We start from the raw sequence: 22,073 nt of genomic DNA on the forward strand, positions 1-22,073 counted from the left end.
TCATGGCTGAGTCTGATTCAGGTGAAAAAACAGAAGAACCCACAGGAAAAAAGCTCTCTGAGGCAAGAAAAAAAGGTCAAATTGCTCGATCTAAAGATTTAGGTACTATGTTCGTGTTAGTGGGTAGTGCTATTGCGTTGATGATGACAGGCAGTTCACTGGTCAGCAGTCTATCTTTAATTATGAAACGGTTATTTAATTTAACCCGTGAAGAAGTGATGGATATCAATAAACTGTTCAATATCATTAGCGATGCGCTTTATTCGCTAGCGGTACCGATAGGTTGGATGTTTTTCATCATCATGGTTGCCGCGTTCGTCGGTAATATCATTCTCGGTGGTTTAAATTTTTCGGTTGAAGCAATGGCACCCAAAGCGAGTAAATTATCCCCGATTGCTGGTTTTAAGCGCATGTTTGGTGTTAAAGCTTGGGTTGAACTCATTAAGTCGTTGTTAAAGTTTTTTGTCGTATTTTTCAGTGCATATTTATTACTTGTTACCTTATTTGATCAAATATTATCACTCAGTATTGAGGCAATTCCGTTAAATTTTGCACATGCGGTTGAATTATTACTGTGGATGTTTTTAGCGTTAAGTTTATCGCTTATTATTATTGTTGCGGTCGATGCGCCTTATCAAAAATGGGATCATATCCGTCAACTTAAGATGACCAAGCAAGAAGTGAAAGATGAATTGAAAAATTCTGAAGGGAGCCCAGAAAATAAAGGTCGAATTAGAAGAACACAGTATGAAATCTCCCAACGCAGACAAATGGCGGAAGTACCTGAGTCTGATGTCGTGATCACTAACCCCACTCATTATTCAATAGCGATAAAATATGACACTGAATCAGGTGGTGCTCCGCGTGTGATCGCCAAAGGTATTGATGAAATGGCAATTCATATTCGTACGATAGCAAAAGAGCATGGCGTGGAAATTTTAACATCACCTGCGCTTGCACGCTCACTTTATTATACGGCAGACGTTAATGAAGAAATACCGGAAGAGTTATTCGCAGCTGTTGCTCAAGTACTTGCCTTTGTTTATCAACTTGCAGAATTTAAAAAGGGTAAAGCAAGTCGACCAGTACCATTAGCAAAAAACTTACCTATACCTGATGACTACAAGTATTAATATGCCTAAGGCTGAATTTTTCTGGTTTCCGCAAAATAGTCAATTGCTTATATAAATTCTGGTGAATTGGTCTAAAATTTGCACATTCCCGATATGCGTCAAAAAACTATCGTGATGATTAAATGCAATTAGCAGCACATTTCAATCAATTAAAACAGAAAAAGTTTAGTGTTTTTGCAGGAGCGGGCACGCCGCTTCTTGTAATAGCGATACTCGGTATGGTGATATTACCCATGCCTGCCATGTTGCTCGATGTACTATTCTCGTTCAACATTGCCTTAGCACTTGTGGTGCTTTTAATTACGGTTTATACCCTCAAACCCCTTGAATTTGGTTCCTTTCCTTCAGTGTTACTGATCGCGACAATTTTGCGATTAGCGTTAAACGTTGCCAGTACTCGTGTTGTGTTACTCGAAGGTCATGAAGGCCCTGATGCCGCCGGTAAGGTGATTGAAGCATTTGGTTCAGTGGTTATCGGTGGTAACTATGCTGTCGGTTTAGTGGTGTTTCTAATTTTAATCATCATTAACTTTATCGTAGTAACGAAAGGTGCAGGCAGAATATCAGAGGTAACAGCTCGGTTTACTTTAGATGCCATGCCCGGAAAACAAATGGCTATTGATGCCGATTTAAATGCGGGTTTTATTAATGCTGACGAAGCGAGAGAGCGTCGTACTGAAGTGACCAGTGAAGCTGATTTTTATGGTTCTATGGACGGTGCTAGTAAGTTTGTAAAAGGTGACGCAATAGCCGGCATTCTTATTTTATTTATCAATATCATTGGTGGTTTAGTGATTGGTATGGTGCAGCATGACCTTACTTTTGACAACGCGGTAGAAGTGTATACCTTGTTAACCATTGGTGATGGCTTAGTTGCTCAAATTCCTGGCTTATTATTATCAGTAGCAACTGCGATAGTGGTAACACGACAAAACACTAGCCAAGACATGGGCTCGCAAATGAGCACACAGTTAGGACAACAAAAGTCACTGTATATTGCAGCTTCTGTCATGTTTATTATGGGGATTGTGCCTGGTATGCCTCATTTTGCTTTTTTAACCTTTGCGGTGTTAATTGCCGGCAGTGCTTTTTTATCGAGTAAAATCAAAAAGGCCAAAGCAGTTGATGATGCAAAAGCGAAAGAAATTGCAGAAGTAGAGACCGCTCAGCATCAGCAAGAAGTGAAAGATTTAGATTGGGATGATGTGAGTCACGTTGATATTGTGGGTTTAGAAATTGGTTACCGTTTGATCCCCCTAGTTGATAAAAGCCAAGGTGGTGAACTGCTTAACCGTATTAAAGGGGTTAGGAAAAAGCTGTCACAAGAGTTTGGCTTCTTAGTCCCGGCAGTACATATTCGTGATAATTTAGACTTAGATCCTAATACATACCAAATATCGTTAATGGGAGTGACGGTTGGCCAAGCAGAAATTCGTCATGATCATGATTTAGCGATAAATCCAGGTCAAGTTTATGGCAAACTTGACGGAGTGCATACCAAAGACCCTGCATTCGGCTTAGATGCTGTGTGGATCACACAAGCTCAGCGGGAACAAGCTCAATCTTTAGGTTATACTGTTGTTGATGCTGCTACGGTGCTTGCAACGCACCTTAGCCAAGTGTTGACCAACAATGCATCTCAGCTTTTAGGTCATGAAGAAGTTCAGAATTTACTCGATATCCTTGGGAAAAGTTATCCGAAACTTGTTGAAGGCTTAATTCCAGAAGTATTAACACTTGGCGCGGTTGTTAAAGTGTTGCAAAACCTAATGAATGAAGGCGTTGCTGTGCGTGATATGCGTAGTATTGTACAAACACTGGTTGAATATGGTCCGAAGAGTCAAGATACCGATATTTTAACCGCTGCGGTGCGTATTACGTTACGTAAATTTATTATTCAAGATCTTGTCGGATCAGCACACGAGATCCCCGTCATAACTTTGTCACCAGAGTTGGAACAAATGTTGCACCAGTCAATGCAAATGGCAGGAGACGATGGTGCAGGTATAGAACCTGGCTTAGCCGAAAGGTTACAAGTGTCGTTAACAGAAGGTGCTCAGCAACAAGAAATGGCAGGTGATACGCCAATATTGCTGACATCAGGTATGTTACGAACGGTACTGGCTAAGTTTGTTAAATACACCATTCCAGGTTTAAGAGTAATTTCTTACCAAGAAGTACCTGATGATAAGCAAATTAAAATTATCAGCTCAATTGGTCAGTAATCATTATCGTTAAACACTGAGAAATGTTGATGCAGTAACTGATTTAACAAAGATAACGCCGCGATGTGTTCGGTAAGGGGTCAACGTGAAAATAAGACGTTTTGTTGCAAAAGATATGAGAACAGCACTTGAACAAATCAAGCTAGAGCTTGGTGCAGAAGCAGTAATCATGTCGAATAAGAAGATTCCAGAAGGTGTTGAATTAATGGCGGCGGTAGATTATAGCCAACAAACAACACCTTCAGCACAGCCATCAGAGCACGTTGCGCGAGAAATTTCTCAAGATGTGGTGTCTATCGGACAGCAGCCACAAAATACTAATGAAGCGGCGTCAAACGTGCAATCTAGTACTGATGAAGCACAGCCACCAGCTGATAGCCTTGCTGCATTATTACAGCGCCAACAAAATACCCCTAAAAGTAAAGCAACGCCGATTCAAACATCTACTGCACACCAACAGCAACATGCATTAGATATTGAGCAACAGCTAAAAAACTTTACTGACCGTTTAGAGCAAGGGGCACACCAAGCACCAACAGATAAACAACACGCCTTTCAGTCGACTCCTGAAGCTTTATCAACTGAAACACCAAACAATGCTCATCAGAGTGAGCAAGCGTCAATGACAGAATCACATCATCAAACGAGAGATAATACGCCACAGCAAAACCGTGAAATTGAAGCAATGCGCCGTGAAATGTCTTCTATTCGTCAATTACTTGAGCATCAAATTTCCGGTTTGATGTGGCAAGATATGGCACAAAAAAACCCTGCTAAAGCCCTATTGGTTGACCGTTTAATGGCAATGGGGATTACTGAAAATGTTGCTGACCAGATCGCAAGCTATTTACCCAATGTTGAAAATGAGGAAGATTCATGGCTACAAGCTAAGCAATTGTTAGCGAGTCAATTATATACAACAAATAATGAAATTATTCACCGTGGTGGTGTGGTATCGCTAGTAGGGCCAACGGGTGTAGGGAAAACAACGACCGTCGCAAAATTAGCTGCACGTTTTGCTCAAATTCATGGTGCCGATAAAGTCGCCATGATTTCTACAGACAGTTACCGAATTGCAGGCTTCGAACAACTAACTACTTATGGACGCATCATTGGTTGTCAGGTTAAGCTTGCCAAAGATGGCGCGGCACTTGATACGCTATTACAACAGTTCTCAGATAAAAAATTAGTGCTCATTGATACCGCAGGTATGGGGCAGCGTGATATGAGATTAAACGATCACCTTACTACCCTGATTGCGAATTCTCGTGTTAGAATTCGAAATTACTTAGTATTGTCAGCCAATACCCAACAACGTGTTATGCAAGAAAACGTTGAACGCTTCAAAAAAGTACCGTTGGCGGGGTGTATTTATACAAAGCTAGATGAAAGTTTGAGCGTTGGTGAAATAATTGCAACATCTATACAAAATGGCCTCGCAATAGGGTATCTTACTGATGGACAAAGAGTTCCAGAAGATATTAAAGTTGCAAATGCTGAAAAGTTAGTTACGCTTGCAGATAGGCTTGCAACAAAATTGAATGGTCACAACTCGTGGCGCCCTACCTCTGCTTCTATGGCAGTTGGCATGTAAATTATTTTTGATGTTTAATTAGAGTGATGTAAATGATTGATCAGGCAAGTGGCTTAAGAAAAATGCAACAGCAAAATCAAATTAAAGTCATAGCAGTTTCTGGTGGTAAAGGGGGAGTGGGTAAAACCAATGTCTCGCTTAATACGTCTATTGCCTTAGCTCAACTTGGAAAAAGAGTACTAGTACTCGATGCTGATTTAGGCTTAGCCAATGTTGATGTAATGCTTGGTTTACGTGTAAAACGTAATTTATCACATGTTATGTCAGGCGAGTGTGAACTCGACGATATTATTATTGAAGGCCCTGCAGGAATTAAAATCATTCCCGCAACTTCTGGTACTCAGTCAATGGTTGATCTTACGCCATCTGAACATGCTGGATTAATTCGTGCTTTTAGCGATATGCAAACGCAATTTGATGTGCTCATAGTTGATACCGCAGCAGGTATTTCAGATATGGTATTGAGTTTTGCTCGCGCGGCTCAAGACGTGTTATTGGTTGTTTGTGATGAGCCAACCTCAATCACCGACTGTTATGCGTTAATGAAATTACTCAGCCGTGACCATGAAGTATTTAAGTTTAAAGTCGTTGCTAATATGGTAAGAAGTCCGAAAGAAGGGCAGCAGTTATTTGGTAAGCTTTCAAAAGTTTCTGAGCGTTTTTTAGATGTTGCGCTTGAGTTAGTCGGTGTCATTCCTTTTGATGAAAACATTCGTAATGCAGTTAGGAAGCAACAAGCTATTGTAGAAGCTTTTCCTGATTCTCCAGCAGCCAGAGCATTTAGAGCGTTAGCTCAAAAAATAACTAAGTGGCCAGTGCCAAACCATGCTTCGGGGCACTTAGAGTTTTTTATTGAACAGTTAATTGAAAACTAATTCGAAGGTAAGCAATTTTGGGTAAAGCCAGTGCATACGGTTCGCAAATTGATAAAACGGCATTGCTCGAGCAGCATAGCAGTTTAGTAAAGCGTATCGCTTATCATCTACTCGCTCGTCTGCCTGCTAGTGTGATAGTTGATGATCTTATTCAATCGGGCATGATTGGTCTATTGGAAGCGGCAAATAACTTTGATAACACCAAAGGGGCTAGCTTTGAAACCTTCGCGGGTATACGTATTCGTGGCGCAATGCTCGATGAGATACGTCGTGGTGATTGGACCCCCAGATCAGTACATAAAAACAGCAGAATGGTCAGCGAAGCCATAAAAAACTTGGAAGCAGAGCTAGGCAGAGATGTTTCTGATATTGAAGTGGCTGAAAAACTTGATATTTCGCTGAATGAGTACCATCATATTCTTAACGAAGTAAATGGCGGCAAAATCATCGGTATTGAAGATTTAGGTGTCAATGAAGATGCTGTTTCAAGCTTTGAAGATAAAAACAATACTGATCCATATCAAAATATAGAACATGTAGTGTTTAAAAAGTCATTGGCAGAGTGCATTACTACTTTACCAGAGCGAGAAGCTTTAGTACTGTCTCTGTATTACGACGAAGAATTGAATTTACGCGAAATTGGTCAAGTGCTCGATGTTAGTGAGTCGAGAGTTAGCCAGATTCATAGCCAAGCATTACATCGATTAAAAGCCCGTATGCAATCTTGGCAAAGTTAAGTACAATATATTTATAAGCATTTAGAATTAAGTCCCTGGAGGGTGCCTTGGATAAAAATATGAAAGTACTTGTTGTTGACGACTTTTCAACAATGAGACGCATCGTAAAAAACTTACTACGTGATTTAGGGTTCACTAATATTCAAGAAGCAGATGACGGCAGTACAGCTTTACCTATGCTTAAAGAAGGTGATTTTGATTTTGTCGTTACTGATTGGAATATGCCAGGGATGCAAGGTATCGATTTACTCAAAGCGATACGAGCAGATGCAAGTTTGTCGCATATACCTGTTTTAATGGTAACAGCTGAAGCGAAGAAAGAACAAATCGTGATGGCTGCGCAAGCGGGTGTTAACGGTTATATTGTGAAGCCTTTTACTGCAGCAACGTTAAAAACTAAGCTTGATAAAATTTTTGAGCGTTTAGGATAATAACGAGTTGCCACGTAAGGACGTTGCATGAGTATAAATAACGGTGTCCATGTTTCATTGGAACAGGCAAAAATGTTGGTTGAATATTTAGAAACCGATCAACAAGATAAAGCAGATGAATTAATTGCCGAAATTCAAAACCCGATTAATTCCGAGTTATTTGCCGAGATTGGTAAGTTAACCCGTCAACTTCATGACTCATTGATGAATTTTCAGTTAGATTCGCGATTGAATGATTTAGCGACAGCAGATATTCCTGATGCAAAAGAACGATTAAATTATGTGATCAGTCGTACAGAAGATGCAGCCAACAAAACGATGGATGCGGTTGAATCTATCTTTCCTGTTGTTAATACCATTCAACACCAAATTAGCACAGTTAAACCGCTGTGGAATAAACTGATGCATAATAATTTAGATGTCGGTGAGTTTAAATCTTTATGTCATGATATTGACGTGTTACTGAAAACTTCAGAACGTGAAACTGAGCGTATGCATGGTTTAATGACTGATGTATTAATGGCGCAAGATTTCCAAGACTTAACCGGACAAGTGATTCGAAAAGTGATTGATCTGGTTAGAGAAGTAGAAGATAGCTTAATTAATATGTTGACGGCTTTTGGTGTCACAAGTGAAAGTATGCAGGGCACGGGTAAGCCATCGGTTGGCGAAAACCTCGTTGAAGGCCCAATTGTTAATAAAGATAATCGAGATGACGTAGTTGCTGATCAAGACGATGTTGATGATCTTTTATCAAGTTTAGGATTCTAATAGGAGTTGCTGGATGTCATACGAAGCAGATGAAGAAATTCTTCAAGATTTTCTAATCGAAGCAGGTGAAATACTTGAAAGCTTATCTGAGCAACTTGTTGAACTAGAAAACGATCCAGATAACGCAGATCTATTAAACGCTATTTTTCGTGGCTTTCACACGGTAAAAGGCGGTGCGGGTTTCTTATCATTAACTGAACTTGTAGATGTGTGTCATGGCGCTGAGAATATCTTTGATATTTTGCGTAATGGTCAACGAAGTGTAACACCTGAACTTATGGATGTTATTCTGCAAGGGTTAGATACGATTAATGATATGTTTGCCTTGGTGCAAGCCCGTGAAGAACTGATTCCTGCCGACCCAGCATTATTAGCAGAATTACATCGTCTAAGCTCTCCCGAAGGCGCAGAACCAGTTGCCGCAACACCTGAAATGCCAACACAGGTCGTATCAACAGACACATCAAGCAATGATGCTTCATCAGACGAAATGTCTGAAGATGAGTTTGAACGCTTATTAGATGAATTACATGGGGGAGGCTCACCCAGTGCGCCACCTGCACAAAGTACTGCCCCTTCTGCTAGCTCGGCAAGTTCTAGCAATGAAATAACTGACGATGAATTTGAAAACTTATTAGATGAGCTTCATGGTCAAGGTGCTTTTGCACCAGGTGTTGGTGCAAAACCTGAATCTGGAAACAACGATGAAATCAACGATGACGATTTTGAAAGTCTTCTTGATGAATTGCACGGTAAAGGTAAAGCACCTCAAACAAGCAGTAACCAAGCACCTGAAGAGGTTGCTCAACCTAAGCCTGTTCAAGCAACAGCACCCAAGCCAGCTGAACAACCAACTGCAGCGGCTAAGCCCGTTGCTAAAGCACCGGCGAAAAAACCTGCGGATAAACAAAATGCTCCGCAAGGTGAAACAACCGTTCGTGTTGATACTCAGCGTCTTGATCAAATTATGAACATGGTTGGTGAGTTAGTCTTAGTGCGTAATAGACTGACAAGTTTAGGCATGACAAAGGAAGACGAAGAACTGACTAAAGCTGTGTCTAATTTAGACGCGGTAACTACTGACTTACAAGGTGCAGTGATGAAAACTCGCATGCAACCTATTAAGAAAGTTTTTGGTCGTTTCCCACGTGTAGTACGCGATCTTGCCAGAAGTTTAAATAAAGAAATTAAGTTAATATTAGAGGGTGAAGAGACCGATCTCGATAAGAACCTTGTCGAAGCATTAGCCGATCCTTTGGTGCATTTAGTACGTAATTCGGTTGACCATGGTATTGAAACACCAAGTACTCGAGAAGAAAACGGTAAACCGCGTGAAGGTACGGTTATTTTATCAGCCTCACAAGAAGGTGATCATATACTACTGACCATTAGAGATGATGGTGCAGGGATGAACGCTGAAAAATTAAAAGAAATCGCCATTGAGCGCGGCGTTTTAGATGCTGATGCCGCAGCAAGAATGTCTGATTCTGACGCTTTTAATCTTATTTTTGCCCCTGGTTTTTCAACAAAAACAGAGATTTCAGAAGTGTCGGGACGTGGCGTTGGTATGGACGTTGTCAAAACGAAAATCACCCAATTAAACGGTACAGTAAATATAGATTCTGAATTAGGTGTTGGTACGGTACTTGAGATTAAAGTCCCTCTTACATTAGCTATTTTACCTACATTAATGGTGGTCGTTGGTGAACAAACGTTCGCGCTACCTCTTGCCGCCGTTAATGAGATTTTCCATTTAGACTTAACGAATACTAATGTCGTTGATGGTCAACTAACCATCATTGTTCGAGAAAAAGCGATCCCGCTATTTTATCTTGATCAATGGCTAGTGAGAGATTTCAAAGAAAAACCGAGAGATAAAGGGCATGTTGTCATTGTTCAATTAGGTGCTCAACAAATTGGCTTTGTGGTAGACAGTTTGATCGGGCAGGAAGAAGTCGTAATTAAACCGCTTGACCGTTTATTACACGGCACTCCTGGTATGGCAGGCGCAACAATAACAAGTGACGGTGGTATAGCATTAATTATTGATGTACCAAGCATGTTAAAATTTTATGCGAAAAAATCCGCGGTAAATAAAAAATTGCGTTCATAATTAACGATAACAATACGCAAAAGAGATATTAAATGGCCTATAAAGTTCTGGTTGTTGATGATTCGAGTTTTTTTAGACGTCGGGTCACTGACATTATTAATAGTGATAAGAACTTAACGGTTATAGACGTTGCTGTTAATGGCATTGAAGCAGTAGAAAAAGCAAAGTCTTTAAAGCCTGATGTCATTACCATGGACATAGAAATGCCATTACTTAACGGTATAGAAGCTGTTAAGCAAATAATGGCAAATTCACCGATTCCTATTTTAATGTTCTCATCTTTAACGCATCAAGGAGCTAAGGCAACGCTTGATGCACTTGATGCAGGTGCGCTTGATTTTCTGCCGAAAAAATTCAATGAAATTGCGAACGCAAATAGTGATGCTGGTAGTATATTACGTAGTCGAGTATTAGAAATAGCCCGTAAAAGGCTGGGTTCTCGGCGAGTAAGTGCTAGGCCATTTAATAGACCTTCCATTACTAAACCAAGTACAGTACCTGTCAGTAATAGTACGTTAAATACACAAGTTAAGCGACCTATTGGTAGTATTCGCCCATCTGGGAAATCCTATAAGCTTTTAGCAATCGGTACATCAACAGGTGGGCCGGTCGCTTTACAAAAAATATTGACTCAACTCCCACAAAATTTTCCTCTGCCAATTATAATGGTACAACATATGCCAGCGGCCTTCACTAAAGCTTTTGCCATGCGTTTAGACAGTTTATGTAAAATAAGTGTGCGTGAGGCAGAAAATGGTGATGTGTTAAAACCAGGTGTAGCTTACCTAGCACCAGGCGGTACACAGATGCTAATTGAAGGTAAAGAAAATCATGCTAAGCTAAAAGTAGTGGTTGATGATACTGATAGAATTGCTTTTAAACCAAGTGTTGATGTGAGTTTTGGCTCAGCGGCTAAAATATTTTCAGGCTCTGTGCTCGGGGTTATTCTTACTGGTATGGGATCTGATGGCCGAGAAGGTTCAAGAATGCTTAAAGCAAAAGGAGCGACTATCTGGGCACAAGATGAAGAAAGTTGCGTTGTTTATGGCATGCCCCAAGCCGTTGCTAAGGCTGGTATATCAACAGCAGACATACCTTTACTTGAATTTCCTAACGCTATTTTGAAAGAAATACAGTACGGATAGCACCACAGTGCTATATAGGTGATAACTTGTTAGTTTGGACAGTTGCAAATCAAAAGGGTGGTGTGGGTAAAACAACCACAACGATTTCGATTGGCGGTTTATTAGCCGAGCAAGGTAAACGCGTTTTACTTGTTGATACTGATCCACACGCGTCTTTGAGCTATTATTTTGGTATCGAATCTGAAGATCTTGAGTTAAGCGTATATGACCTGTTTACACAAGTGTCTACCAAAGAGCAGATCATGCAAAGCCTGTGTCCCACACAATATAAAAACATCGATATATTACCCGCGACTATGGGATTAGCTACGTTAGATAGAGCATTAGGTGCAAAAGGCGGTATGGGGTTAGTGCTAAAAAAGGCTATTGCCCAGCTTCAAGACGAATATGACGTAGTATTGATGGATTGCCCACCTGTATTAGGGGTATTAATGGTTAATGCTCTTGCTGCTGCAGATCGCATTATTGTGCCAGTACAAACTGAGTTCCTAGCGTTGAAAGGGTTAGATCGGATGATGAAAACACTTGATATTATGCAAGGTGAACAACAAGAACCTTTTACTTATACAATAGTGCCAACCATGTTTGATAAGCGAACTAAAGCATCGCTTTTAGCATATAGAAAGCTGCAAGAAGTCTATGGTAACACCGTTTGGCAAGGAGTTATCCCTATAGACACAAACTTTAGAAATGCTAGTGTAGCACAACAAGTTCCCTCTGATTTTCAAGCCTCAACGCGAGGGGTAACAGCCTATAAAAACTTGTTAGATTATCTTTTGTCTCTTGAAAGCATTCAGGAGCGTCATTAATGGCTGCAAAAGATAAAGGCTCGTTAAGTGCAAGCAAAGGTTTAATGCAAAACTATCTGTCTGAGTTATTAACTGAAGACTCAGTTGAACCTGTATTAGAACAAAAACAACAATTAAATGAATTATTACAGCAAGCAAGTGTGACGCACAATGTTGATGAAAAACAACTTGATGTTATAACGTCTGCAAAATCGTTAAATAAACCCCCTGAGATAACAGCTAAGCCCGAGATAAAAGCAAAAGAGAAAACAGCTGAACCACAAATCAAAGTACCAACGACCACTGAAGAACCAGAAGCAATTACGACACGCAAAAGTAAAGCTGAATTTATTGTTAAAGCTGACAAAGATTATCGTAAGGGAGCTTTTCAGGCTATGTTTTTCGATGTAGCAGGGCTTATTGTTGCTGTACCTCTTATTGAATTAGGTGGCATTCACAACGTAGATAAAACCAATAGTTTAATGGGGAAACCTGCTTGGTTTAAAGGTGTTATGCTACATAGGGACGAAAAAATTAATGTTGTTGACACTGCTCAATGGATAATGCCGGAAAAATGTAACGATAACCTTATTAATTCATTGAACTATCAGTATGTTATAATGTTAAATAATAGTCAGTGGGGTTTGTTGGCTGAAAACCTAATTGATACGGTAACCTTAGAGCAAGATGACGTTAAATGGTTAACAGGTTCAACGAAGCGTCCATGGTTAGCGGGTTTGATAAAAGAACGTATGTGTGCATTAATTGATGTAGACGCACTAATCATGATGTTAAATGATGGTGCGAATATTCATCAAAATGCTTAATAACGTAAGAATTAATTTGATGTATTAACAAGGTAAATCTATCTTTATAATAGATTTTTGAAGAATTAACGCGAAAGAGGCGAGCGGTATGTCTGATGAAAGACGCAGTGCAAGTGATAATGTAGACACGAATGATGAAGTGCTTCAGTGGGTCACGTTTAAATTAGATAGCGAAACTTACGGCATTAATGTAATGCAAGTTCAAGAAGTGTTACGTTATAGTGAAATAGCACCTGTACCTGGCGCACCGGTTTATGTACTAGGCATTATCAATTTACGTGGTAACGTAGTTACTGTCATTGATACCCGCTCACGATTCGGTTTGCCATCATCCGAAGTCACGGATAATACAAGAATTGTCATTATTGAATCTGAAAAGCAAGTGATAGGTATTTTAGTCGACAGTGTTGCTGAAGTGGTTTATTTAAAAGCGTCTGAAATTGATATTGCGCCCAATGTGGGCAACGAAGAAAGTGCTAAATTTATTCAAGGCGTATCAAACCGAGACGGTGAATTACTTATTTTAGTTGATTTAAATAAGTTACTAACTGACGACGAGTGGGATGAATTGAAGCAATTCTAAGTATTTGCCACCGAAGTGGCAAATACCATAAACATTATGAATGAGCTACTCAACTATATTGAATATGCAGTTATCGCGTGCTTGCTGATACTGAACATTATTTGTTTTGTTAAAATAATGAACCTTTCAAAAAAAACAGCGTACTTAACTACTCAACTTTCAGGTTTAGAAATACTTGTTACTGATTTACAACAAGAGCTAATGAACACTGCAAAGACCGTTAACGATAAATTGTCTACAGCAGCTGATTGGCAAGTAGAACAAGAACAAGTAAGTGGTCAATTAACCCACCGAACGAATGCATTGAAAGAATCAATCGCTACATTACAAGCAGAATTAGCTGAATTTCAGCATCAACAACCTGAAGACAAGTTATACTCCCGCGCGCAAAAAATGGTTAAATTAGGCGCCGATGTCAATGAGTTAATGGTCGTATGCCAATTGCCTAGAATAGAGGCTGAGATGCTAATTGCAATGCATAAGCGGAGCAGTAAGTCATCTAGTTAAACTATTTTCTTACATTTTTTATAAACTTTTCTTGTTAAATTCAACTGTTAAAGACTATGTCACAGCGATTGCTCGTGGTAAACTTTGCTCGGAATTTTTTCAGCTTAGATTTTCTTAAGGAAAGAGTACGTTGTCACGGTCGCTAATACATCTAAAAAACTTATTTATCGCGCTTACTGCTGTTTGGCTAGTCGGTTGTTCTTCTACACCAGCGCACCATGAAGCCGCAGGTGATCCTAAAGACCCACTTGAAACGATCAACCGCCCCATCTGGACGTTTAATTGGGAGTACGCAGATAAATATGTGTTAAAGCCTGCATCTGAAGCATATGTCGATAACGTAAATAAAGACTTTCGTTCAGGTGTTTATAACATGGCACTGAACTTGAACGAACCTTCGGCGGTAATCAACAACTTATTACAAGGTAAGTTTAGTGACGCAGCTAAAAGCACAGGGCGCTTTATATTAAACTCAACTATTGGATTGTTTGGTTTCTTTGACCCTGCTAGCGACTTCGGTTGGGGCAGAAAACATGAAGAGTTTGGCGAAGTGCTTGGTAGTTATGGTGTAGGTGATGGCCCTTTTTTAATGCTTCCTGCAATGGGGCCTAGTTCTGTTCGTGATGAAGTAGGCGATTATGTTGATCGTTACTACTGGCCAATGGCGGTGATTGACTTTTGGCCAAACTTAGTCAGAGTTGGTATTATCGCGTTAGAACAGCGTGCGCAATTAAAAGATCAAGAACAAATGCTAGAAAATTCGACAGATACTTATCAATTTGTCAAAAATGCGTACTTTCAAAATATGAAATTTAAAGTTTATGATGGTAATCCTCCCATTGAAGAGAGTGAAGACGATGCAGACTTTGAAGCATTTATGGACGAACTCGACGGCGGCGAAGAGTAAATAACAATAATTTAGGTTTAACTTGGTTTTATCAATGAAAAAAATAATCACTGTATTTTTGTTTATATATCTATTTGTTGGCAATGCAATTTCGGCGCAAATACCTTCGAATATTTCCCCACAGCAGCTCGAACAATTTAAGCGATTACCACCAGCTCAGCAAAAATCATTAGCGCAAAGCATGGGAGTTGATTATAACGCAATACGAGCTCAGCTTTCAGGTAGCAATAACAAGAAAACAGAGCAAAAAGAAGAAGCATTACCGCAACTTTTTCCTCGAGGGACTAAATACGATGAATTTGGTAACCCTATTTTTGATCAAGAAGCAGAACTAGAAAAAGAAGAAGATGATGACGGTAAGCCAAAACCTTTTGGTTATGACGTGTTTGCCAATGAACCTTTTACCTTTGCGCCTTCTATGGATATTGCTATTCCGGAGAACTATTTAGTTGGTCCGGGTGATACGCTAAAAATTCAAATGTTTGGCAAAGAAAGTAATGATTTTGAAATTGAGGTTTCAAGAGAAGGTGATGTTGTTGTTCCGCAACTCGGAGCATTTAATGTTACCGGTATGACCTTTATTGAAGCAAAACAGTATTTAGCGAATGAAATTAAAAACAAAGTATTAGGCGTTAACGTTATCGTTACTTTGTCTGACTTACGCTCAATTCGTGTGTTTGTTCTAGGCGATGCCTATAGACCGGGTCAATACGTGTTAAATTCGTTATCAAGTGCCACACACGCTATTATCGCAGCAGGTGGTATTAGTGAGGTAGGCTCGTTACGTGATATTCAAATTAAGCGCGGTGGAAAACTCGTCGCAAACTTAGATCTATATGACTTACTTATCAAAGGTGATTCTAGTCACGATATTCTTTTAAAATCTGGAGACGTAGTGTTTATTTCCTCTGTTGGAGATAGAGTGACTGTCGATGGTGAAGTGAAAAGACCTGCTATTTACGAATTAAAAGAAGGTGAGAAATTTCAAGATGTCATTAAAATGGCTGGCGGTATGTTGCCTTCTGCATACCCCTCTTCAACGATTGTTGAAGGGTTTAATGATAATAACCTTAGAACTGTAAAGACGGTTGATTTCAATTCATCTACAGCACTTTCAGAAAAAGCTAAAGACGGTGATGTAGTAAAAGTAACGAAAACATCTTCGCAATATGAAAATTCTGTCACCTTTATTGGTGCAGTTACTAGACCAGGAAAATATCAATGGTACGAAGGGCAACGCATAGCCGATTTAATCCCGAACATTCATGCGTATGTTGCCAGTGATGCTGACTTAACTTACGGTTTAGTGATCCGCGAAAAAGACATTGGTCGCAATATAGACATATTACAATTTAGTTTATTTAATGCAGTAAGTGACAAAAACTCAGAAGATAATTTAGTGCTGCAGGCTCGCGACAGAGTGTTAATATTTTCTAATCAAGAGGTTATTTCAACTGAAATTGATAGTTTAGAAAGTTTAGCTTTCACGAAAGATGAGCTCTTACTGTTAGAAAAAGAAAATGCAGAGAAAAGACATGAAGACAAGCTATTCTGGCAATATTACGAAAATGAAAACTCACAAAATGCGTTAAATTTAACAGAAGAAGTCAACAAAGCGGAAGAAACGTTAAAACAAACGTATAAGTCTATTGAGGAATTAACAGGTGCTGAAGAAGAAGAGCCAGAATTACGAGAACTTAACTTTTTCTCACGTAAGCGTTTGCTAGCACCCGTTATAGAGCAATTAAAGCGTCAAGCTGCCTCTGGTGAACCGTTACAACTCGTTGAGGTTGATGGTGCTGTTAAGTTTCCAGGGGTTTATCCACTAGCAAAAAATGGTCGTGTTGATGACTTAGTCAAAGCCGCCGGTGGCCTTCAAGAATCTGCATATTTAGCAAATGCTGAAATGACTAGAAATGATATAGAAAACGGTTTAGCGGTAAAGCAAGCATTTAAAATTGACCTTGCCAGTGCACTCGCAGGGGAGAGCAGCCAGAATAAACAATTACAAAGCAAAGACAGATTAAATATTCATCATATACCTGCTTGGCAAGAAAACCACACTGTTGAACTCAAAGGTGAGTTTATGTTCCCTGGTAAATACACCATTCGCAGGGGAGAAACACTGGGGCAATTAATCAAGCGTGTGGGTGGTTTTACTGATTTTGCCTATCTTGAAGGTTCATTATTTACGCGAGAAACCATTAAAGAGTTAGAGCTGAAAAACCTTGTTAAGGTGTCAGAAAGCTTACGTATGGAAATTGCTTCTAAGAATCTCTCTGATCGAGATGGCAACAGTTCGTTTGATTACGAACAAACAAGCCAACTATTAGCTGATTTAACTAGTGTAAAACCCATTGGTCGTTTAGTGATTGATATCCCATTAATCGTGGCAAACGAGCAAACAGACGTGATACTTGAAGACGGCGATATGCTGTATATTCCAACCAAACAAAACTCTGTTAATGTGGTAGGGCAGGTTCAAGTGACGTCTTCACATATTTATCAAACCCATTTAGATGCTTTTGATTATATTGGTTTAAGTGGTGGAATGAAAAAGCAAGCAGATGAAGATCGTGTTTATGTTATCAAAGCCAATGGCCAAGTGCATATTCCAAGTGGTGACAGCTGGTTCGCTTCGGATACACAGGAGTTACAACCGGGTGATACCGTTGTTGTACCGTTAGATTCATATTATATGGAAGATTTAACGTTATGGCAGGTAGCTACACAAATTATCTATCAAGCAGCGGTAGCAGTTGCAGCAATTTCTAATTTGTAGACAATAGTGTTAAACGGCGAGATAATGCTTCAGTTATAACTCGCCGTTTTCACATTTGATGAATTGACGTGGTTGTTTGTAAAATATTTGCTGTTTACCCTAGATTCTAACTAGCTAGCCTACTATAATTAGCGAAATTTTTTATGCTTACTGGCTCGTGTATTTTTTTAAATACCAAGGTTTATTGAATGCTTCTTATTTTAAGTGCTTTACTTGTCGCTTTCTGTGTTTCTATTTCTACAATTAAAGTGTTACTTCCCTTAGCGCCACATATTGGTTTAGTTGATCTACCAAATGAGCGTAAAAAGCATGACGGCGCTATCCCCCTTATTGGCGGTATTTCAATTTATACTGGGGTGTTAATAGCTTCAACGTTTTTTGTTGAACAAAATCAAATTATTAACTTATATTTTATTTCCTCAGCGTTACTCGTATTTATTGGCACGATGGATGATATCTATGATCTAAGTGTAGCACCTCGTATGATCTTTCAAGGTATTGTAGCCTCATTAATGGTTTTTGGTGCAGGTATTTATATATACGACTTTGGCAATATTTTTTCGTTTGGCAACGTAAATGTAGGTTCATACGGCATGATATTTACCATGCTTGCCTGTGTTGCTGCTATTAATGCCTTTAATATGATTGACGGTATCGATGGTCTTGCAGGCTCAATGAGTATTATTTCAATACTTTCAATAACTTTATTAACCACATTAAATGATAATTCTGCCGATGTACTATTACCGTTAATTCTTGTTGTCGCGATAATTCCTTATCTTTTTTATAATGTGAGTACTCGAAATCCACGTGGTAAAAAGATTTTTATGGGCGATGCAGGTAGTATGTTTATGGGCTTAACGGTTATTTGGTTGTTAACATTGAAAACGCAAAATACAGTATACGGCGAAGCATCATTTAGACCTGTAACAGCATTGTGGGTGATTGCAATTCCTTTGATGGATATGTTTGCAATTATGATACGAAGAATGCGTAAAGGCGTTTCTCCTTTTCAAGCTGATAATGGACACTTACATCACATATGTATGAGATTAGGTTTAACATCTCGTCAAGCATTATGGGTGATAAGTACACTTGCAGTCTTTTGCTCTAGTATTGGTATTATGGGCGAAATTTTCAGCATTTCTGAACCACTCATGTTAAGTGCTTTTTTATTGTTATTTTGTATTTATTCTTATGCAATGCAGCATGCTTGGCGATTCATAAAGCATATTAATAAAAATAGATAGTTCAGTTGTGCTTCAATTAAAGTATGTGTTAATAGATTTTTTTCAAGTATTTTTTCTTACATATTCCCTGTAAACTTTTAATGACTCATTTGTTTTATCTTGGTAATATTTGCTGCATTAATTTGACTAACTGTGTTTTATTTGTATGTACAAAAATCGTGGATTTACTTTAATTGAACTACTTATTGTTATCGTTATTTTAGGGTTACTTATGTCTTTAGTAGCACCAAAAATGTTTTCGAAAGTTGGTTCTTCTAAACAAAAAACAGCATTAGCCCAAATGCAAATGTTACAAACTTCTTTAGATACTTATCGATTAGATATTGGCGACTATCCGACTGCATTATCCGAATTACGAGTATCAGAAAAGCCTAATTGGGATGGTCCATACATACCTAAAGATGTACCTAGTGACCCATGGGGTAACGCTTATCAATACAAGTCACCTGGCCCTAATGGGGAAGACTACGTCTTAATGAGTTATGGGAAGGACGGTGTTTTAGGCGGTAAAGATGAAGATGAAGATTTGGTGCATCAATAATGCTGAATATGGAGCAAACCCTTCAGGAATTTGATGTTGCCTTAGATGATATTGAAAAAGCAAAAGCATATCAATCCAAGTTTGGTGGCGCTTTAGAGCGTTTACTTATTAACATGGGAAGCTTTTCTGAAGATAACCTACCCTCTTTTTATAGTCGTCTATTGCAGTTACCTATTTTAACCTTAGATGAGTTTGAAACATTAGAACCTCCTATTGGAGCCGACTTAAATGTAAAGTTTTTAACAGACCGAGGTTGGTATCCATATAAACAAAACGGCAAGCATTATACTTTTGTTACCGTATCTCCTTTAAATTGGGAAGTTATTCAGTATTTACAGAGTTTACATGTTAAATACTCAAGCGTTATTACAACTGACGATGTTTTTCAGAAATTTCAAATTAATCATATTGAACAGCAAGTGAATGCTGGAAATGATACGCAATTATTATCAGATGTTGAAGAAGATAAGTTAAGAGAACTAGCTAGTGAAGCCCCAACGGTTAACTTATTAAACTCACTTATTGCAAGAGCACTTAAACAAGGTGCTTCAGATATGCATCTTGAGCCGCAAAGAGGTAGATATAGAGTCAGATTTCGCGTTGATGGGGTTTTACAAGAGATAGAAACCTTACCATTACGGCTTCAACTTGCTGTCATTTCACGGCTTAAGATATTAGCTGATATGGATATTGCCGAAAAGCGCAGACCACAAGATGGCAAAATTGAAATGAAGATTTCAAATATAGCGTTAGATATTCGAGTATCTTCATTACCTTTAAATGATGGTGAAAGTATGGTTATGCGTTTTTTAAGAAAAGACGCAGTTCAATATGAAATGGATGTTTTAGGGCTCTCCGAGGATATCGAAACAAAAATAAAAGACGACTTAAAACATACTGCAGGTGTTATTTTACTTACGGGGCCAACAGGTAGTGGTAAAACCACGACTTTGTATACGTTCTTGAATGAACTTAACGATGATGATGTGAAAATAATTACCTTAGAAGATCCAGTAGAATATCAATTAGAAGGAGTTAACCAAGTACAAGTTAAGCCTGATATTGGTTTTGATTTTAGCGCTGGTTTACGCAGTATTGTTAGGCAAGATCCTGACATTATAATGATAGGTGAAATTCGAGATAAGGAAACTGCACGAATAGCAATGCAGTCTGCACTTACCGGTCATTTAGTTTTTAGTACAGTTCATACAAATGATGCGCCCAGTGCATACACGCGTTTACTTGATTTAGGTGTAGAAGAATTTTTGTTGAATGCGGCGTTAGTATCTATTATCGCGCAAAGATTGGCACGTAAAGTTTGTCAACACTGCACTATTCCGCACCCTGAACAGAAGGAGTTAATTAACAAATATCAATTGGAAGAACTCGCTAATAAAAACAATCTGACAGAAATCACTTTATGCCAACCTCAAGGTTGTGAGCACTGTAATAATAGCGGCTACAAGGGCCGAATGGCTGTTATTGAATATTTACGCTCAGACCAAGAAATTACAAGTTTACCTAAAAATGAAAGGTTCATCGCTGAAGCGAAAGCACATAATAAAAGTATCGGCGGACGTACTTTACTTGAAGACGGTTTAGTAAAAGCAATGAAAGGTCTTACTACAGTGGATGAAATTATTAGGGTTTGTGGTTAATGGCTCAATTTCTTTATCAAGCGTACGATGTTCATGGTGCTAAAGTTGAAGGTATTCTTGATGCAAATACATTTGAGCTTGCTAAAAAAGAATTAGTTGAACAAAAACTTATTATCATTTCTTTAAAAGAACAGGGTGAAAATAAGTCTTCAATTAGTTTATTTGAAAGTAAAACGGTTAGCCTAGACGAGTTAGAATTTATTACATCTGAGCTGTCTATATTATTAAAAAATGGCGTAAAAATAGACAAAAGCTTATATATTTTGCAACGTAATAAAGCGAAAGGTGCTTCTGAAAAACTACTTAAAGAGTTATATACAGCAGTGAAACGTGGAAATATGCTGTCAGATGCCATGGCAGAACATCCTGATGTTTTTGATCTCCTTTACATTAATTTAGTGCGGTTAGGAGAAGCTAGTGGTGATTTATCTAATGTTTTTGAAAAGCTCGCCATAGATCTAAAGTTTAAAGCAAATCTTAAGCGAAAAATTATACAATCCCTTACCTATCCCTTGGTTATTTTAAGTGTTTGTATATTATGTATTTTATTTATATTTAATTACATTGTACCTCAAATGAGCGGGTTGTTTGATGGGTTGCCAGAGTTACCTATTTACACAAAAGTTTTATTAGATGTAAGTGCTTGGATGCAGCAGTATCAATGGTTTCTTTTTCTCGCGATTGCAGCTGCTATTATAGGGCTAATGGCTGCGTTTAAAAATCCAAATACTAAGCGAAGGCTTGATGAAGTATTAATAAAAACGCCTTTAATTAAAGGAGCGTTGCTCGTTGTAGAACGTATAAGGTTTAATGCGGCATTATCTATGATGATTGATGCGGGCATTTCAATTGATAAAGCGTTAGAACTATCAGCGGGAAGTGTAAAAAACCGTTTTATTCGACAGGGCCTAATAGCTGCCAAAGAACAAATTAAGAAAGGGGAGGGGTTAACTGCTTCTCTTGGCCGAAGTCCTATTTACCCAGAGTTTTTTCTTTCGTTGCTTGAAGTAGGTGAAGAAAGTGGTAAGTTGTCACCTGTATTCAATGAAATAGCTTCCCGCTCAAGGGCAGAGTTTGAGAGTTGGACGGACAAAATGACATCTACCTTAGAACCTTTACTAATCCTTACAATGGGCGGTATAGTTGGTAGTGTTGTTGTAACAATGCTACTAAGCATTATATCAGTCAATGAACTCGGGTTTTAAA

The 22,073-nt window shown here is 38.7% G+C and carries 19 protein-coding genes; all 19 read left to right on the plus strand.

The annotated features are described in order from the left end of the window. The first annotated feature begins 2 nt into the window (after positions 1 to 2). Complete coding sequence (flhB, locus tag QUE72_RS04145; protein WP_286271751.1) at positions 3 to 1,133, plus strand: flagellar biosynthesis protein FlhB; 1,131 nt, start codon at positions 3 to 5, stop codon at positions 1,131 to 1,133. 122 nt (positions 1,134 to 1,255) lie between these two features. Then, on the plus strand, positions 1,256 to 3,358 hold the full coding sequence (gene flhA, locus QUE72_RS04150; RefSeq protein WP_074500642.1) for a flagellar biosynthesis protein FlhA: 2,103 nt from the start codon (positions 1,256 to 1,258) through the stop codon (positions 3,356 to 3,358). An 85-nt stretch (positions 3,359 to 3,443) separates the two neighbouring features. Beyond that, positions 3,444 to 4,952, plus strand: coding sequence for a flagellar biosynthesis protein FlhF (gene flhF / locus QUE72_RS04155; RefSeq protein WP_286271752.1), 1,509 nt, complete (start codon positions 3,444 to 3,446; stop codon positions 4,950 to 4,952). A 32-nt stretch (positions 4,953 to 4,984) separates the two neighbouring features. Beyond that, a complete protein-coding gene (locus QUE72_RS04160) occupies positions 4,985 to 5,827 on the plus strand; it encodes a MinD/ParA family protein (RefSeq protein ID WP_074500637.1) in 843 nt (280 codons plus the stop codon). Between the two features lie 14 nt (positions 5,828 to 5,841). Then, positions 5,842 to 6,564, plus strand: a complete 723-nt coding sequence (locus QUE72_RS04165; RefSeq protein ID WP_175573152.1) for an RNA polymerase sigma factor FliA — start codon at positions 5,842 to 5,844, stop codon at positions 6,562 to 6,564. Between the two features lie 47 nt (positions 6,565 to 6,611). After that, entirely contained in the window at positions 6,612 to 6,995 is a 384-nt protein-coding gene (gene cheY / locus QUE72_RS04170; RefSeq protein ID WP_074500631.1) for a chemotaxis response regulator CheY, read from the plus strand. 27 nt (positions 6,996 to 7,022) lie between these two features. Continuing rightward, a complete protein-coding gene (locus QUE72_RS04175; RefSeq protein ID WP_074500629.1) occupies positions 7,023 to 7,766 on the plus strand; it encodes a protein phosphatase CheZ in 744 nt (247 codons plus the stop codon). Between the two features lie 13 nt (positions 7,767 to 7,779). Continuing rightward, complete coding sequence (locus QUE72_RS04180; protein ID WP_286271753.1) at positions 7,780 to 9,879, plus strand: chemotaxis protein CheA; 2,100 nt, start codon at positions 7,780 to 7,782, stop codon at positions 9,877 to 9,879. Positions 9,880 to 9,911: 32 nt separating this feature from the next. Then, complete coding sequence (locus QUE72_RS04185) at positions 9,912 to 11,024, plus strand: protein-glutamate methylesterase/protein-glutamine glutaminase (protein WP_074500627.1); 1,113 nt, start codon at positions 9,912 to 9,914, stop codon at positions 11,022 to 11,024. A 26-nt stretch (positions 11,025 to 11,050) separates the two neighbouring features. Beyond that, positions 11,051 to 11,833, plus strand: a complete 783-nt coding sequence (locus tag QUE72_RS04190) for a ParA family protein (protein WP_286271754.1) — start codon at positions 11,051 to 11,053, stop codon at positions 11,831 to 11,833. Then, complete coding sequence (locus tag QUE72_RS04195) at positions 11,833 to 12,639, plus strand: chemotaxis protein CheW (protein WP_286271756.1); 807 nt, start codon at positions 11,833 to 11,835, stop codon at positions 12,637 to 12,639. The genes QUE72_RS04190 and QUE72_RS04195 overlap by 1 nt, the downstream gene beginning before the upstream one ends. 88 nt (positions 12,640 to 12,727) lie before the next feature. Next, positions 12,728 to 13,222, plus strand: a complete 495-nt coding sequence (locus QUE72_RS04200) for a chemotaxis protein CheW (protein ID WP_074500625.1) — start codon at positions 12,728 to 12,730, stop codon at positions 13,220 to 13,222. A gap of 117 nt (positions 13,223 to 13,339) precedes the next feature. After that, positions 13,340 to 13,729: a DUF2802 domain-containing protein gene (locus tag QUE72_RS04205; RefSeq protein WP_286271759.1), complete on the plus strand. Its 390-nt coding sequence runs from the start codon at positions 13,340 to 13,342 to the stop codon at positions 13,727 to 13,729. 130 nt (positions 13,730 to 13,859) lie between these two features. Continuing rightward, positions 13,860 to 14,636, plus strand: a complete 777-nt coding sequence (locus QUE72_RS04210) for an MlaA family lipoprotein (protein WP_074500623.1) — start codon at positions 13,860 to 13,862, stop codon at positions 14,634 to 14,636. Between the two features lie 34 nt (positions 14,637 to 14,670). Then, positions 14,671 to 17,418 carry an SLBB domain-containing protein gene (locus QUE72_RS04215; protein WP_286271760.1) on the plus strand — a complete coding sequence of 916 codons (2,748 nt, stop codon included), beginning with the start codon at positions 14,671 to 14,673 and terminating at the stop codon, positions 17,416 to 17,418. 188 nt (positions 17,419 to 17,606) lie between these two features. Then, entirely contained in the window at positions 17,607 to 18,668 is a 1,062-nt protein-coding gene (gene wecA, locus QUE72_RS04220; protein ID WP_074500621.1) for a UDP-N-acetylglucosamine--undecaprenyl-phosphate N-acetylglucosaminephosphotransferase, read from the plus strand. Between the two features lie 145 nt (positions 18,669 to 18,813). After that, positions 18,814 to 19,209 carry a type II secretion system major pseudopilin GspG gene (gspG, locus tag QUE72_RS04225; RefSeq protein WP_074500620.1) on the plus strand — a complete coding sequence of 132 codons (396 nt, stop codon included), beginning with the start codon at positions 18,814 to 18,816 and terminating at the stop codon, positions 19,207 to 19,209. Continuing rightward, on the plus strand, positions 19,209 to 20,867 hold the full coding sequence (locus tag QUE72_RS04230) for a GspE/PulE family protein (RefSeq protein ID WP_175573149.1): 1,659 nt from the start codon (positions 19,209 to 19,211) through the stop codon (positions 20,865 to 20,867). The genes gspG and QUE72_RS04230 overlap by 1 nt, the downstream gene beginning before the upstream one ends. Further along, entirely contained in the window at positions 20,867 to 22,072 is a 1,206-nt protein-coding gene (locus tag QUE72_RS04235) for a type II secretion system F family protein (protein ID WP_074500619.1), read from the plus strand. The genes QUE72_RS04230 and QUE72_RS04235 overlap by 1 nt, the downstream gene beginning before the upstream one ends. Position 22,073 lies beyond the last annotated feature (1 nt).

The sequence above is a fragment of the Thalassotalea hakodatensis genome, from assembly GCF_030295995.1.
In the GTDB taxonomy this organism is placed as follows: domain Bacteria; phylum Pseudomonadota; class Gammaproteobacteria; order Enterobacterales; family Alteromonadaceae; genus Thalassotalea_C; species Thalassotalea_C hakodatensis.